The sequence below is a fragment of the Stenotrophomonas sp. STEN030 genome (assembly GCF_056759995.1).
The window spans coordinates 71405-87447 of the sequence record NZ_JBRREB010000002.1; the positions used below are offsets into that span (position 1 = coordinate 71405).

The following is a 16043-nucleotide window of genomic DNA, read 5'->3' on the forward strand; positions in this document are numbered from 1 at the left end:
GCTCATGGCAAAGTGATCGTGATGTGTGCGGTGCGTTCTGGCATCTGCACGACATTATTGTAAGCAGCCAGCTGTTGGCGGGTGTCGTGACCCATGTAGGTACGCAGGCCAATGAAGGCGAGCACACCGAAGCAGCCGACAACTGCAGCGGGCAGCCACAGGGGAATTACCCGCCGCAGCTGGTTTCTGATGTTGTCCGGTGGCAGTGCATGCGGCGCGAAACCGTGGCGCTTGCCTTTGAGGTAGACGATCTCGTCGCCCAGGCGCGCGGTGAGGTAGCCAAGCTTCTCCGTTCCTTCCAGGCGGTATTTGCCCTCGAAACCCATCAGCAGGCAGTAGTGGTATACCTCCAACGACGGCAGCCGCGGGCCACCCTGGCGGCGCAGCTCCTCAAGCTTGTCGAAGAAGTGTTCACCGGCAAGATGCTCGCCAAACATGCGCAACTGCAGCGGGTTGCGCTCCCATACTTCATGCAACGCCGAAGGTTGCGAGAGGATGGCCTCGTCAACCGCTGCACAGAATGCATACTTGGAGGCGTAAACGTCTTCGGCGGCAATACCCAGACGCATCGCATTGCGCTCGACGCTGTCGAGGAACTTCTGCACGGTCTGCACGAAGCCTTCGGCATCATTTGGCAGCTGGCCGCGCTTCAGCAACAGCAGCAGGTAGAAGCCGTCCGACATCAGATCCTGCAGGCTTTGCGGCGCTGTCGAAATAGGCGTGTTGCTGGCCATGGCTGCGTTGCCGGTCAGTGACGGCATCGGACCAGGGGTTGGAGGCAGATGTGAGTTCATCAGGTGGTCACCGCAACGAGTTCCAGCTTCAGGTCGGAAATGCCGGCCGGGACATAGATCATCAGCGATTGTGATTTGAGCATGCGCTCGTAGAGCGCGCCGCGAGGATCAATCTCGAAATAGTGGCTGCCCGGTCGTACAGGAATTGCCGCAGGAACCTGCGCTGCGTGTGTGAGCTTCACGCCAGGCAGTGCGGAGAGTACACACTTCTCGACGTCATCCGGTGCGCCGATCTTGAAACGGATCGGAACGGTCTGGATGAGATCCTGTGCCGGCATCGATGCCGATACGGAAAGATAGAACGAAGCCTCGCCATCGATGCGCTGCGAGTCGAGCCGGCCCAGGTGATAGGACGGCTTGATCTCATTCAGCGCGATCTTGAAGTAGCGCGTGGAGATCACCGTCTCCAGCAAGGCACGCACGATCTCCAGCAACTTGCGGAACGATGCCTCCGGTTGATCGTGGCGATACACCGGCAGGTCATTGAGCTGGTAGGTGTTGGAGAAGGTCAGCAGGGCGCCTGCCATGCGCAGCAGCTCCTGATGCAGGCGCTCCGGGTGCAGCTGCGGATGATGCAGCAGATGCGCCAGTGCGCTGAATGAAGAGTTGATTGTATGCAGCAGCCAGAACGATGCGATATCGCCCGAACGGAATTCAATGATGTTCTGTGAGGTCTGCCGATGCAGGCCATAAAGCGCGTCGACCTTTGCCTGCAGTGCATCCAGCACGGAGCGCAGTTCACGATGCAGGAACGGCGATGCCTGCAATTGTGCGCACGGCGGAATGAATTCGTCATCCAACTCGAAGCCGCCACTCGAGGTCCTGCGAACACGCGCAACAGGAACCGTTGTGTAGGCATCCTTGGGCTGATCGTCGGTGAGCAGCTTTACCGCTTTGCTGAGATATGCCAACTCAGCTTCGGCAGCATCGGTGAACAAATCATCCGAAACCCGGTTGGCCTGCCGATAGCGCGCGAGCGCTGTGCCTTCGACGTCAGAACAATTGCGACCATCATCACGTAATAGCGGTAATGCGAGATACACAATCGTTGACTGTATCCCCGGTGGAAGGTCCTGTAGTGATACAGCATCTGGCAGGCCGTCGTGTACCGGAGCGTCGTAGCTTTCGCCGTCAGGAAACACTGCGGATAGATCTAGGGGGCGCAGCGTACCGCCTGTCAGAGCATGCGTATCAAAGCGCACGCGACGTGCGCCCCATGCATAGGGGTGCAATGTCTGCGACAGGTCTTGTAGGCGCGCCTCGTGATAGGCATCTTGACGCTGGAAGTGCTGAGGGCGGAGGAACAAGCCTTCACCCCATAAGACCTTCGACATCCTGCTTACGTAAGCCACATTTCAGTCCTTGGAAACTTCGTTGGCGCGTTGCTTCAGGCGTTTTGCCCTTCGGTGCATTGCCGCTGCACCGGCAGCTTCGCAGCTTGATGTGAAAACTCCATTCACATCCGGATTCGCATCACATCTTGTGGTTCGAATGCGCCAGATACTAGCGCATGCCCGCGCCTCAATGTTGTTGTTACAGCAAAAACGCACCGTCGTTCAGCGCGCGCCTGCACAGCGTATGGAGGCCAAACTGCCTGGATCACCAGAGATGCGTGAGCTTAATGCGGGGCTATCGGTTGTTAGTGCACACGCGTGTACACCAATTGTCAGCCCATCATTGGGAAGAGTCTTGTTGCGTGCATCGAACGCCATGCGCCATCGTGCTTCTGCTGGCGAGCGGAACAAGGCGACGACGCCAATGACAGCGGTGCCATCACTAAGTTGTTCGGACAATTCCTGGCGTACACCCGGTGTCAGTACTACTTCGTTCACAGAAAGAAGGTCCGCTCCAAGTGCGGATTGTTCACCCGCTTGGTCGAGAAAGGAATTGAAGGTGGCTTGTTCAAACCGTTGCGCACTGCGCAGGTGATAGATCTTCAGCACGGCAGCACTTGCGCGCTTGTCATTTCCGGCATTGAGATTTGTCCCGGCGTAGATTTTCAGCGGTATTACAGGGGGTTTTTCAGGTTTGCTTTCACGCAGCCCAACTGCTTGCAGTGTACTGTCCATCGCCTTGCTCAACTTGCCACCGGACGCACAACCAGCTAATCCAATGGTGCTAACAAGGGCGAAAGTTGTGACGGAAGCCACACGTAGAAGTTTGCTCATGTACGCATTCATTTAGTGATGGGCGCCAAGAAAACAGCGGGGAAGTGACGACATGTCGGTGCAAGTGCAGCACGACGATGTGAAGGAAATGTCTAGAGCAAACACATCGCGAATTTGAAAATAACTATACCCACGCGCATTTGCGAATGTACACTGCCGCCGCTGGGACTGGATTCCCGCAAGATGTATCGGCGGAAATGCGGCTCCCTTTAGGAACTTATTTCGACGAAGGAATCACTATGGATGTGAAGGTGTTTGGGGCGGCAACACGTCGTTCGGTTTTGGCGTTGGCACTGGTCGCGGGGTTGGGCGCCTGTGCGTCGACACCAAAGAAGGCAGCAGAAATTCCTTTCGATGTAACGTTGGCAAATGCCGAGGCGCAGGTCGCTACGGCAGGTGCGGATGCGGCGATCAGTGCGTTCGAGGTTGCTGCGAAAGCCGATCCGACACGCAAGGAGCCGTGGGTGCGCATTGCGCAATTGCAGTTCGACCAGAATCGCTATGCACGCGCAATCGTTGCGGCTGAAGAAGTATTGCAGCGGGATCCTGATGACCTTGTTGCCGACGGCGTTCTGACCGTCGCTGGCTTCCGCATTGCCAACGAATCTCTGCAGCGCCTGGGTGGGCGCGGTGCGTTGGCGTCGGAAACCGCACAGCGTGAAGCGCAGACGTTGGTGACCACGCTGCGTAGCACCATGGGTGACGCCATTCTTGAAACCGGCAAGCCAAAGCCGCGTGCGACGCGACAGGCGACGCGTTCGACGGCAGCGAGCCGTCGTGCCGCTCAGCCAGCAGCCGCCCAGCCCGCACCGGCGCGCCCGGCGCGTGACAGCGGCGCGGACCCCTTCCAGAACATTGGCAACTAAGCCGGATCAACAGGACCAGTCAGGAGACACTCATGGCCAAGAAGGACAGCGTTCAAAAGCGGTTGCAGAAGATCCGGCCGCCACGCGTGCAGCTTACGTATGACGTGGAAAAGGGCGACGCGATCGAGCAGAAAGAGCTGCCGTTTGTGGTCGGTGTGATGGGTGACTTCAGTGGCACGCCGGAGAATGCGCTGCCCAAGGTCAAGGACCGCAAGTTCGTCAACGTCGACCTCGACAATTTCGACGAGGTGATGGAAGCGGCCGGCCCGCGCGCGGTCTATCGCGTGCCCAACAAGATCAGCGAGAGCGGTGGCGAGTTCGGCGTCGAGTTGAAGTTCAACTCGATCGAGGACTTCCGTCCCGAATCGGTGGTGCAGCAGATAGATCCGCTGCGTCGTCTGCTCGAGTCGCGGACAAAGCTGGCTGATCTGCGCAACAAGTTGGCGGGCAATGAAAAGCTCGAAGACCTGTTGACCGACGTGCTCAACAACACCGAGCAGCTCAAGAAGCTCGGCGCGGCGAAGGAGGAATAAGCGATGGCGTCTGAAGCCAGTCAACTGTCCGCGCCGGTCGCGGCTACCGAAGGAATCGATCTGCTCGACCAGATCGTCGAGAAGAGCAAGGTCGCCAAGTCGCGCACCGAGCATGAACGTGCCAAGGACATCATCTCCGCGCTCGCGCAGGAAGTGATGGATGGCACGGTCGTGGTGTCTGACAACCTCAACCTGACCCTGGATGCCCGTATCGCCGAGATCGACCGGATCATTTCCGAGCAGCTCAGCGCGGTGATGCATGCCCAGGAGTTCCAGGCGCTGGAAGGTAGCTGGCGCGGCTTGCACTATCTGTGCTCGCAGACCTCTACCGGCCCGAACATGAAGATCAAGGTCTTCAATTCGCCGAAGAAGGACTTGGTCAAGGACTTCAAGTCGGCTATCGACTTCGACCAGAGCGCGCTGTTCAAGAAGGTCTATGAGGAAGAGTTCGGCACATTCGGTGGTGCGCCGTTCGGTGCCTTGATCGGTGACTACTTCCTTGGCCGTCAGCCGGAAGACATGTACTTCATCGAGCAGATGTCGCACGTGGCGGCTGCCGCGCATGCACCGTTCCTGTCTGCTGCCAGCGAAGGCATGTTCGGCCTGGAGTCGTTCACCGACCTGGGCAAGCCGCGCGATCTGGCCAAGGTGTTCGACACGGTCGAGTACGCCAAGTGGAAGTCGTTCCGCGAGAGCGAGGACAGCCGCTACGTTGGCCTCACGCTGCCGCGCTTCCTTGGCCGTTTGCCATACAACCCCAAGGACGGCACCACGGTTGAAGGCTTCAACTTCGTTGAAGAGATCGAGGCCGCCGATCACAGCAAGTTCCTGTGGTGCAACACCGCCTATGCGGCCGGTGCGCGCCTGACCCAGGCATTTGAGAGCTACGGTTGGTGCGCAGCGATTCGTGGTGTTGAAGGTGGCGGCCTGGTCGAAGACCTGCCGACGCACACCTTCCGCACCGATGACGGCGAAGTGGCACTGAAGTGCCCGACCGAGGTTGCCATCACCGACCGTCGTGAAAAAGAACTCAGTGACCTCGGCTTCATGCCGCTGGTGCACTGCAAAAACACCGACTACGCCGCCTTCTTTGGTGCGCAGTCGGCACAGAAGCCGAAGAAGTACAACACCGATTCGGCCAATGCCAACGCGATCCTGTCTGCGCAGCTGCAGTACATTTTCGCGGTTTCGCGTATCGCTCACTACTTGAAGGCGATGATGCGCGAGAAGATCGGCAGCTTCGCATCCGCGGGCAACGTCGAAGAATTCCTGAATCGCTGGATCGCCCAATACGTATTGTTGGACGACAACGCCAGCCAGGAAGCCAAGGCGCAGTTCCCGTTGCGTGAAGCATCTGTGCAGGTTTCGGAAGTTCCGGGCAAGCCCGGTGTCTACCGCGCTGTGGCCTTCATCAGGCCGCATTTCCAGCTCGATGAGCTGTCTGTTTCGTTGCGTCTTGTTGCTGAACTGCCGGCGTCGGCAAAGAAGGCGTAACGTTTTGATGTTGCTTTAGCGTCGGGTGGGGACTTCGGTCCCTGCCTAGCGGTGGCGCACATTTCTAGAGGGCGAAGCCCCCCTCAATCGCCGGGCCCCCGCCCGGCAAACAATCTCACGGAAGAACGGAATTTAGGAGACCAGATATGCAACATGCTTTTCTTTCAATTGACACCATCAAAGGTGAGTCGCACGACGACAAGCACAAGGATTGGATTGAAATCCAGTCCTTCTCGCAGGATCTGCTGCAGCCTCGCTCGGCCACTGCCTCCACCTCTGGTGGTACCACGGCAGCCCGCGTGAATCTGTCGCCGATCGAAATCATCAAGTCGATCGATCTCGCTTCCACGGCCCTTAACCAGGCCGCCGCAAACGGCACCACCTTCCCGAAGGCACGCGTTGAGTTCATGCGTGCGGACAAGGACGGCAACGCGATCAATTACTACCTGGTCGAGCTGCTGAACGTGCTGGTACACCGCGTCACCACCACGGTTGACAAGGAAGGTATGCCGCAGGAAGTGGTTCAGTTGAGCTTCGGTGCAATCAAGTGGACTTACCAGCAGCAGAAGCCGGAAGGCGGAGTTGGTGGCAAGACCGTGGCACAGTGGAGCGCAACCAAGAACATCCCGAACTACACCGTTTGATGATGTGTTCTGCGATGGCGCGTCAAGCGCCATCGCAGTCTCAATCCCGGCAAGGCCAGGAACGGCCCTGCAGTTGCATCGATGCCTTTTCGCACGGATGCCCAGCTACCGGAAACAACGATGAAGGGACTCGAACCCAGCCTGTTGGAAAAGCTGTTTGACGATAATCCGCGCAGTGCGGGTGCCGGGCCGATCTTCAAGTCCGTATCGCTGGAGCAGTACAAAGAGTCCATCGCGCGTGACCTGGAGGGGCTGCTGAATTCGCGCGCCGCATTCCAGGAGAGTGATATGGCGGAGTTCCCAAACTGCCGCCAGTCGCTGCTGACCTACGGGCTTGCCGATTTCTCGGCAATGAGCCTTGCCAATGCCTATGATCGATCTTCCATCTGCCGTTCGTTGGAACAAGCGGTTGGTCGGCATGAGCGTCGTTTGAAGAATGTCAGTGTGCAGCTTGATGCCGGTAACCAGTTTGCCGGTGGCCTGCATTTCACCATTCACGCGCTGCTGGATCTCGAGCCCGCGCGTGAGCCGGTAAGCTTCGACGCGATGCTGCAGCCGTCCACGCTGCAGTACCAGGTTACCCGCGCTCGTCGCACCCAGCAGGCGCTCTGATGCAGGATCTGTTGCCCTTCTATGAGCGCGAACTGGCCTACCTGCGCCGTTATGGCCGCGAGTTCGCCGAGCGATACCCAAAGATCGCCGGCCGTCTGCAGTTGTCCGCGGATGGCAGCCAGGACCCGCACGTCGAGCGCCTGATCGAGGCCTTCGCGCTTTTGAGCGCACGCGTATCCAAGCGCATCGATGACGACTACCCTGAGTTCACCGATGCGCTGCTGGATGTGCTGTACCCGCACTATCTGCGGCCGTTCCCAGCCTGCTCGATCGCCTATTTCGATATGGACGGCGTGGCGTCCAAGCTGAGCGCGCCAGTGCGGATTCCGCGCGGCACCTCCTTGCAGAGTCGCGCAGTTCGCGGCGTCCCTTGTGATTTCCGTACCAGTTACGACGTGGTGCTGGCGCCCATCGGTATCTCCGCCGTCACCTACCGGGCGGTGGCTGACGCGCCCATGGCAACGGCATTGCCAGGCGGTAGTGGAGGACAGATCTCACTGAGCTTCAATCTGCTTTCAGATCAGCTTGGCTTCGCCCAGCTGGGTACCGATAAATTGCGCCTGTTCCTCGACGGCGAGCCGTCGGTGCGCGCTGCTTTGCGCGACGCACTGCTGCTTGGCGTGAAGGCCGCGTATGTTGAGTCCGACGGCGACGGTCGCTGGCGCCGGCTTGAGTCAGTTCCGATCAGCCCGGTTGGCTTCGCTGACAGCGAAGCGCTGATCGATTTCCCGGCGCGCTCGCACCCGGCGTATCGTTTGTTGACCGAACTGTTCGGCTATCCGGAGAAGTTCGGTTTCGTTGACCTGGACTTGACTGCCACCAGCGCAGGCGCCAGCCGCCGCTTCACCTTGCACCTGATCCTGCCGGCTGGGCAGCAGGAACGGGCGAATGCGATGGTGCTGGAGGATATCGGCCTGCATAACGTGCGGCTGGGCTGCACGCCCATCGTCAACCTGTTCAAGATCAACGGTGAGCCAATCCGTGTAACCCATCGCACGGTGAATTATCCAGTGTTGGCGGACGCACGCCGTGCCTATGCCTTCGAGGTGCATTCCATCGATTCGGTGTACCGCATCCGACAGACACCGCAGGGCGAGGCGATTCACGAGTTCCGCCCGTTCTATTCGCTGCATCACGGCGAAGACCCGGATCGTACCGGGCAATACTGGGTCGCTCGCCATGACGAAGACATCGCAAGGCAAAGCCCGGGCTTCGAGATGGAGATCAGCTTCGTTGATCTGTCTTTCAACCCGGTGCTGCCGCAGACCGATACGGTCAGCCTGGAGCTGACCTGCAGCAACCGTGATCTGCCGCATCAGCTCGCCTACGGCGTGGCCGGTGGCGACTTGAGTGTCGAAGGCGGCAGTCCCGCCAAAGCCATCACGCTGCTGCGCAAGCCAACCCGGCCACTGCGCTTCCGCCATGGGCGCAGCGCACAGTGGCGCCTGATCTCGCATCTGTCCCTGAACCAGCTGTCCCTGAGTGGCAGTGGCTTGGCTGCGCTGAAAGAAATGCTGCGTCTGTACGACCTGTCTGGCAGCAACGTATCCGCGCGGCAGGTCGACGGCATTCTTGCACTGGAGCAGGTGCCGGCGACGACCTGGATGTCTGGTCGCCAGTTCGCATCTGTCGTACGCGGTCTTGAAATTCGCTTGACCATCAATGAGGCCCATTTTGTCGGCACCGGCGTGGCTGCTTTCGCGCAGGTGATGGATCACTTCTTCGCACTGTATGTGCATGCCAATAGCTTTACCCGACTGGTGCTGATTTCTGGCGACAGCGGGGAGGAGATCGTCCGATGCGAAGCGCGCAGCGGCGAATCGATCCTGGCGTAGCCCAGCAGCTGCTGGCCGAGCCGCACCGCTTCGAGTTCTTCCAGGCGGTGCGCCTGCTTGAGCAGGTGTTCGAGCGGCAAGGTGTCAAGTCGGGCCAGGCCATTCCAATGCGGGTTCGCTTCCGCAACAACCTGTCATTGGGTTTCCCGGCAACCGAACTGTCCGCCGATGGCGAGGTGTATTCGCTGTCAGGTGATCGCCTGCAGGAGCGCGAAGACATCGAGCAGGCGCTGGCTGCCGAAACCCTGGGCGAAGTGCATCTGACGCCGCAGTTCATGGGCTTGCTTGGCACCTCCGGCGCATTGCCGCTGCACTACACAGAGACGCTGCAGATCCGCGAGCTCTATGAGCGCGATCGCACCGCTCGTGCCTTCCTCGATATCTTCTCAACCCGCGCCGTTGCGCTGCACTACGCGGCGTGGAAGAAGCACCGATTGGCGCTGCAGTATGAGCTGGACCGGCGTGAGCGCTTCCTGCCGTTGGTGCTGTCGCTGCTTGGCATGGGCATGCACGAGCTGCGCGATCGCCTGCACGACGGCGAAGGCGACATCTTCGACCAGGCAGTGGCGTACTACGCAGGCGCCATCCGGCAGCGACCGGTATCGGCAGCGTTGATGCAGCGCGTGCTCTCGGACTACTTCCAGGTGCCGCTCGAAGTGCAGCAGTTTGTTGGTGCCTGGTACCGCGTACCGGCAGGGCAGGCGACCCGCCTGGGGCAAGCCAATGCCGTGTTGGGTGCCAGTGCGTTGGCAGGTGATCGCGTCTGGCAGCGCGATCTGCGCCTGCGCCTGCGCATCGGCCCGCTTTCAAAGCAGGCGTTTGATGATTTCCTGCCCGGCGGAACTGCAGCTCTGGCCTTGGCCAAGTGGCTGTCGCTGCTTACCGGCGGGACGCTTGAATACGAGGTGCGGCTGGTGCTGCGTGCCGAGGACGTCCATGGAAGCGCACTGGGAAAAGGAGCGCGCTTGGGTTGGGACAGTTATATGTGTACACGCGGGCAGGACGGTGCACGCGATGACACCACCTATGGCATCCATACATTGCAATAACGAGGCGCCGGCAGCGATGACGCTGCCGGTAATTGAACGGTTTCAGCAGGGAGTGCGTGGTTCCGAATGAGCATCAACCTCAAAACACTTATCAGCAAGTTGGACGACACCTGCCGTCAGGCGACTCAGCGCGCAGCCAATCTGTGCATGACGCGTGGCAACTACGAGGTGGATCTGGAGCACCTGTTCCTGGCGCTGCTGGAGCAGCCCAAGAGCGACTTCGTGCTGATCGCCCAGCGCAGTGGCATATCGCCTGAATCACTTGAGCGGGATCTCAGCGACGAGATCGGCCAGTTCAAGACCGGCAATACACGCACGCCAGTGTTCTCCCAGCATCTGCCGGCCCTGTTCGAGCACGCCTGGCTGATCGCCTCGCTGGATTCGGAAACCACCCGCATCCGCAGCGGTCACCTGCTGCTGGCGCTGCTGACCGAGCCTGATCTTGCGCAGCTGGCCTACCGCGGCTCTAAATTGTTCGTGCGCTTCAAGCGTGAAGAGCTGAAGCACGATTTTGCCAAGCTGACCGAAGGCTCGCAGGAAGCGCAGACCGTCCGCTTCGCCGATGCTTCGGCAACGGGCGAAGGTGCTGGCGAAGATGCGGATGCAGTGCCGGGCGAGGCCAAGGGCGGTCTGTCCAAGACCCCGGCGCTGGATCAGTTCACCACCAACCTTACCCAGCGTGCGCGTGACGGCAAGATCGACCCGGTGATTGGCAGGGATGCCGAGATCCGCCAGGTCATCGACATCCTGATGCGCCGCCGCCAGAACAATCCGATCCTCACCGGTGAGGCCGGCGTCGGTAAGACCGCCGTCGTCGAAGGCCTGGCCCGTCGCATTGCCGAGAAGGATGTGCCCGACGTGCTGCAAGGCGTTGAGCTGCATACCTTGGACATGGGTTTGTTGCAGGCCGGTGCCAGCGTCAAGGGCGAGTTCGAGAACCGCTTGAAGAACGTGATCGACGAGGTCAAGAAGAGCCCGCACCCGATCATCCTGTTCATCGACGAAGCCCACACCATGATTGGTGCCGGCGGCTCCGCTGGCCAGAACGACGCCGCCAACCTGCTCAAGCCGGCCCTGGCGCGAGGCGAGTTGCGCACCATCGCCGCCACCACCTGGAGCGAGTACAAGAAATACTTTGAAAAGGACGCCGCCTTGGCGCGTCGTTTCCAGGTAGTGAAGGTGGAGGAGCCCAGCGAAGTGCTGGCCGCCGCCATGCTGCGCGGCATGGTCAGCCTGATGGAGGCGCACTTTGGCATCCGCGTGCTGGATGAAGCCGTGACCGAAGCCGTGCGCCTGTCGCACCGCTATATCAGCGGCCGCCAGCTGCCGGACAAGGCCGTCAGCGTGCTCGATACCGCCTGCGCCAAGGTCGCACTTGGGCAAAGCGCGACGCCCGCTATCATCGAAGACACCCGCAAGCACCTGGATCGGCTCGAGGCCGAGCTGGCCGCGTTGCAGCGCGAGACTGCCGGCGGCAGCATCTTGCATGAGGAACGTCTTGCCGAACTGAAGGCGCAGCAGATTGAAGCGCAGGCTGTGCTTGCCAGCAATGAGCAGCGTTTGAGCGTCGAGCGCGAACTGGCCGGGCGCGTTGCAGCACTGCGCCAGCATCTTGAACAGGGTCTGACGGGCGAGGGTGATGCGGATGCCTCGGCGGAAGAACAAGCCGACGTCGCTGTCGCAAAAACAACTGGCAAGCGTAGCAAGTCAACGCGTGAGCTCTCGCCACAACATGCAGAGCTGGCGAAGTTGCAGGCGGAGCTGCGTGACCTGCAGGGCGAGACCCCGATGGTTCCGCTGCAGGTGGATGGCACCGTCGTCGCTGAAATCGTGTCGGCATGGACCGGCGTGCCGCTTGGTCGCATGGTCAAGGATGAGATCCGCACCATCCGCTCGCTGGGCAGCCTGCTGGAAGAGCGGGTTATCGGCCAGGACCACGCGCTCGACGCCATCGCCCAGCGCGTGCGTACCGCGACCGCCAAGTTGGAAGACCCGAACAAGCCGCGCGGCGTGTTCATGTTTGTGGGGCCCTCCGGCGTGGGCAAGACCGAGACCGCGCTGGCCTTGGCCGACATTCTGTATGGCGGTGAGCGCAAGTTGATCACCATCAATATGAGTGAGTACCAGGAGGCGCATAGCGTGTCCGGCTTGAAGGGTTCCCCGCCGGGTTACGTGGGTTACGGCGAAGGCGGCGTGCTGACCGAAGCTGTTCGCCGCAACCCGTACAGCGTGGTGCTGCTCGACGAAGTGGAGAAGGCGCATCCGGATGTGCTGGAAATGTTCTTCCAGGTGTTCGACAAGGGCATGATGGATGACGCCGAAGGCCGCGAGATCGACTTCCGCAATACCTTGATCATCCTCACCTCCAACATCGGCTCCTCGCAGATCATGCAGTCCTGCCTGAACAAGCCAGCCGAGGAAATCCCCGGCGCCGAGGCGCTTGCCGAAGCACTGCGGCCAATCCTGATGCGCACGTTCAAGCCGGCCTTCCTCGGTCGCTTGAAGGTGGTGCCGTATTACCCGATCAGCGATGACGTGCTGGTGCGCATCATCAGCCTCAAGCTCGGCCGCATTCGTGACCGCGTCAGCGCAAACCACAAGGCCAGCTTCAGCTGGGACGAAGGTCTGGTTGAAGCTGTACTGGCGCGCTGCACCGAGGTGGACTCGGGCGCACGCAATGTCGATCACATTCTCAACGGCACATTGTTGCCGGAGATTGCGGAGAACGTGTTGACTGCCATGGCCGAAGGCACCCGTATCAACAGCATCAAAGTCAGCGCCGGCAAGAAGGGCGACTTCAAGTACAAAGTTTCTTGATTACGGAAGAAGGAGAACAGCATGGAATTTTTCGGATTTGACCGCCAGGCAGCACTGAACCACTGCGACAGCCTCGAGCTGGGCCTGGGGCGCGACCTCGACCGCGTGCGCGCATGGAATCGCCTGCGCCCGGAGCACATCGTCGAGCTGCTCGAAACTGCAGTGCCGGCAGCGCGCCAGGATGCACGCATTGTGGCTGGCCAGATCAGCCGTGGCTCCTGGCGCATCCACATGGATAGCGCGCCGGTCGGCAAGCCGCAGCTGGTGAGCAATATGCGTGAGGTGCTTATTTCCGCTGGTGGGCGTGACTATCGCCTGCAGGTCAGCGAAGGCGTGCGTCTGCGCCTTGAGGAAATCGCGCAGGTCGCTTGATGCAACGGTAACAACGCCATTCCGGTGCTGGCGGGCACCGGAATGGATGGCAACAAACAGATGCATCCAGCAGTTTTCAGTCCGGGCCGTAGTGCGCACTACAGCCCATGAAGGCAGATCAACACCATGGATTTGGTAAACAACGTATTGGCAGCCCTGGCCGGGCCCGCACAGACACAGCGCTTCCTGCGGCTGCATACCGCGTTGGGCAGCGACGTGCTGGTTGCGGAAACCCTAGATGGCGTCGAGCAGATCGACGGCATCGGCTTTCAATGGATGATCACCGCGCTATCAACTGATGCCGGCCTGCAATTGCAGCCGCTGATCGGCAAGCCTGCCTTGCTCCAGCTGCAGCAGGCAGACGGCAATCACCGGCCATTGCACGGACGCATCACCGCCGCCGAACGGATTGGCAGCAATGGCGGGCTCGCCCGTTATCGCCTGCGCCTGCAGCCATGGTTGGCATTTCTGTCGCAGCGCGTGGACAGCTATGTTTTCCACGACAAGACCGTGGTCGAGATCATCGAAGACATCTTCGCCGACTACGGTAGCTTGGCGCCTGAGTGGCGCTGGGTGCTTAACGATGCTGGCCAGTACGCCAAGCGCAGCCTGACCACCCAGTACCAGGAGAGCGATCTGGCGTTCGTACAGCGCCTGCTGGCCGAAGAAGGCATCTTCTATTGGTTCGAGCATGAAGGCGACCCGGATGCAGCGGCTTTCGGCAAGCACACCCTGGTATTGGCCGATCACGCGCATGACGTTACCGATCTCGGCAGCGTTCGCTTCCATCGCAGCAATGAAAGCGAACGCAGCGATGCCATCCAGCAGTGGCAGGAAGCCCGCAGCTGGTGCACGCCGAAGGTGGAGCGGGCAACCTGGGATTACCGCAGCCTTGAGCGCCGCCAGGCAAGCGCCGAAGCAGCGCAGGGCGCCGATCTCGGTGTGGTTGACCAGGACACCAGCGGGCCTTATGGCTGGCAGGACAATGCGCGCGGGCAACGTCGCGCGCAACAGCATCTGGATGCACTGCGCGTGCGCTCGCACCTGATTGAAGGCGGCGGCCAGTGGCGTGCACTTGCGCCAGGCGCCAAGCTCGCCCTGTCACAGCACCCGCAGGTGGCCGAGGGCGCTGCATTCCTCTGTATCTCGGTGCGACACCAGGCCCGCAATAACCTGGATGCCGATGTATTCGATGCACTCGAGCAGACGCTTGGCCCGATCAACCAGCGCGCCCTGGAGCTGCCAACGGCATTGGCCGGCATTCGCAATGGTGCAGGCCGTAACGACATCAACACAGGTTTCTACGACAACCAGTTCGCGGTGATTCCGGCCGAGGTCATCTACCGCCCGCAGACTGAAGACGGGCATGGCGTACAGCTGCACCCGCGCCCCAGCGTGACCGGCACCTTGAGCGCTGTCGTGGTCAGTGATGGCGATCCCTTGCTGTCTGACCGCGACCACCGCATCAAAGTGCAGTTCCCGTGGCAGCGAGGCGGCAATGCCAGCAACGGCTTGGCGCACCCGGCCGGCGACGACAACGCGCCCGCCAGCGGTAACGCCTGGACGTGGGTGCGCGTCATGACCCCGTGGGCCGGTGACAACTGGGGTGGCGTAGTGCTGCCGCGGCGCGGCCAGGAAGTATTGGTCGCGTTCCTGGAGGGCGATATCGACCGCCCGGTGATTGTTGGCGCGCTCTATAACGGCCGCGGCCAACAGGACGCACAGCACAACAAGTTGAACAGCGGTGGCGCCAATGCCACCGGCAATGCCGCCGCATGGTTTGAAGGCAACGATCACGCCGCCGTGTATACCGGCTTCAAGAGCCAGGCGCTGGCAGAAAGCCAAAGCGGCACCGGCGGTTACCAGCAGCTGCGCTTCGACGACACACCGGGGCAGGGCCGCGCCCAGCTGTCGACAACGCAGCACGACACCACCTTGACCCTCGGCCACCTTAAAGGTGGCGACGACAACGTGCGCGAAGGCGAGCGCGGTTTCGGCGTCGAGCTTTCAACCCAAGCACACGGAAGCCTGCGCGCCGGTCGCGGCCTGCTGCTGACAACGGAGGAGGGCACGCCGCAAATGGCAGCGCCACAAGCCATCGCACAGCTGCAGCAAGGCCATGACCTGCTCAAAAGTCTGGCCGACTCCGCAACTGATCAAACCGCGCAGCTACCCAAAGATCCCGCCGAACTACCCATCGATCAAACCCTGACCGAACTGCAGGAACAGCTGAAAGCAACGCATAGCGGCAGCAGCGCCGGCAGCATCAATGGCGGCGATGGCGAAGCGCCCGGCTGGAGCGCGCCCGTACTACTCGGCAGCGGCGTAGCCGGCGTGATGAGCCTGACCCCGGCCGATCAAGCATGGGTAAGCGGTACTCACACCTTGCTGAGCAGCAGTGTCGCATTGAACTGGATGACGCAGGGCTCGCTGAGCCTGGCAGTCGCGCAAGGTCTGGTGCTCTACACGGTGGGCAGCGAGGGCAGGAAAGACAGCCCCAATCAGGAGCGCGGCATCGCCCTGCACGCAGCACAAGGCAAGGTAAGCGCACGCGCGCACAAGAACCAGGCCACGATTGCGGCGAAGACCAATGTCCGCATCGCCAGCACCGAAGCCGATATCGAGATAGCTGCACCGAGCAAACATCTGCTGGCTACTGCGGCCGGTGCTTACATTCGGATTGAGGGCGACAACATCGAGCTGGGTGCGCCAGGGAAGATTGAGTTCAAGGCGAGTCAGAGGGACTGGGTGGGGCCGGCTAGTGTGAATGGTTCGTCTGAACTGCCAACAGCTGAACTGAAAACATGTCCAACGAAGGATGAGGCGGCCGCCGCATCCGGTGCGGCGTTCATATAGCTC

13 protein-coding genes are annotated in these 16043 nt (G+C 60.8%); 10 read left to right on the top strand and 3 right to left on the bottom strand.

The features are described 5' to 3' along the window. Positions 1-2 precede the first annotated feature (2 nt). The 3 genes from icmH to tssJ form a co-directional block, all read right to left on the bottom strand. Entirely contained in the window at positions 3-794 is a 792-nt protein-coding gene (gene icmH / locus ACVOLR_RS00960; RefSeq protein WP_481534784.1) for a type IVB secretion system protein IcmH/DotU, read from the bottom strand. Beyond that, on the bottom strand, positions 794-2128 hold the full coding sequence (gene tssK, locus ACVOLR_RS00965; protein WP_481534841.1) for a type VI secretion system baseplate subunit TssK: 1335 nt from the start codon (positions 2126-2128) through the stop codon (positions 794-796). The genes icmH and tssK overlap by 1 nt, the downstream gene beginning before the upstream one ends. 222 nt (positions 2129-2350) lie before the next feature. Beyond that, a complete protein-coding gene (tssJ, locus tag ACVOLR_RS00970; RefSeq protein ID WP_481534785.1) occupies positions 2351-2962 on the bottom strand; it encodes a type VI secretion system lipoprotein TssJ in 612 nt (203 codons plus the stop codon). A gap of 239 nt (positions 2963-3201) precedes the next feature. Here tssJ and ACVOLR_RS00975 point away from each other — a divergent pair, with 239 nt between their 5' ends. The 10 genes from ACVOLR_RS00975 (at position 3202) to ACVOLR_RS01020 (ending at position 16040) form a co-directional block, all read left to right on the top strand. After that, on the top strand, positions 3202-3828 hold the full coding sequence (locus ACVOLR_RS00975) for a tetratricopeptide repeat protein (protein ID WP_481534786.1): 627 nt from the start codon (positions 3202-3204) through the stop codon (positions 3826-3828). Between the two features lie 32 nt (positions 3829-3860). Further along, positions 3861-4361 (top strand): type VI secretion system contractile sheath small subunit, encoded by a 501-nt coding sequence (gene tssB, locus ACVOLR_RS00980; protein ID WP_481534787.1) that lies wholly within the window; start codon positions 3861-3863, stop codon positions 4359-4361. A 3-nt stretch (positions 4362-4364) separates the two neighbouring features. Then, on the top strand, positions 4365-5855 hold the full coding sequence (gene tssC / locus ACVOLR_RS00985; RefSeq protein ID WP_481534788.1) for a type VI secretion system contractile sheath large subunit: 1491 nt from the start codon (positions 4365-4367) through the stop codon (positions 5853-5855). Between the two features lie 146 nt (positions 5856-6001). Then, the gene (locus ACVOLR_RS00990; protein ID WP_057628616.1) at positions 6002-6499 is read left to right on the top strand and encodes an Hcp family type VI secretion system effector; all 498 of its coding nucleotides are present in this window, start codon (positions 6002-6004) and stop codon (positions 6497-6499) included. Between the two features lie 120 nt (positions 6500-6619). Next, positions 6620-7111: a type VI secretion system baseplate subunit TssE gene (gene tssE / locus ACVOLR_RS00995; RefSeq protein ID WP_481514708.1), complete on the top strand. Its 492-nt coding sequence runs from the start codon at positions 6620-6622 to the stop codon at positions 7109-7111. Next, positions 7111-8946, top strand: a complete 1836-nt coding sequence (tssF, locus tag ACVOLR_RS01000; protein WP_481534789.1) for a type VI secretion system baseplate subunit TssF — start codon at positions 7111-7113, stop codon at positions 8944-8946. Before tssE ends, tssF begins: the two co-directional genes overlap by 1 nt. Next, positions 8910-9995: a type VI secretion system baseplate subunit TssG gene (gene tssG, locus ACVOLR_RS01005; RefSeq protein ID WP_481534790.1), complete on the top strand. Its 1086-nt coding sequence runs from the start codon at positions 8910-8912 to the stop codon at positions 9993-9995. The genes tssF and tssG overlap by 37 nt, the downstream gene beginning before the upstream one ends. A 66-nt stretch (positions 9996-10061) precedes the next feature. Continuing rightward, positions 10062-12812 carry a type VI secretion system ATPase TssH gene (tssH, locus tag ACVOLR_RS01010; RefSeq protein WP_481534791.1) on the top strand — a complete coding sequence of 917 codons (2751 nt, stop codon included), beginning with the start codon at positions 10062-10064 and terminating at the stop codon, positions 12810-12812. 21 nt (positions 12813-12833) lie between these two features. Beyond that, on the top strand, positions 12834-13184 hold the full coding sequence (locus tag ACVOLR_RS01015; protein WP_303749862.1) for a hypothetical protein: 351 nt from the start codon (positions 12834-12836) through the stop codon (positions 13182-13184). A gap of 126 nt (positions 13185-13310) precedes the next feature. Next, on the top strand, positions 13311-16040 hold the full coding sequence (locus tag ACVOLR_RS01020; RefSeq protein WP_481534792.1) for a type VI secretion system Vgr family protein: 2730 nt from the start codon (positions 13311-13313) through the stop codon (positions 16038-16040). The last annotated feature ends 3 nt before the right edge of the window (positions 16041-16043 follow it).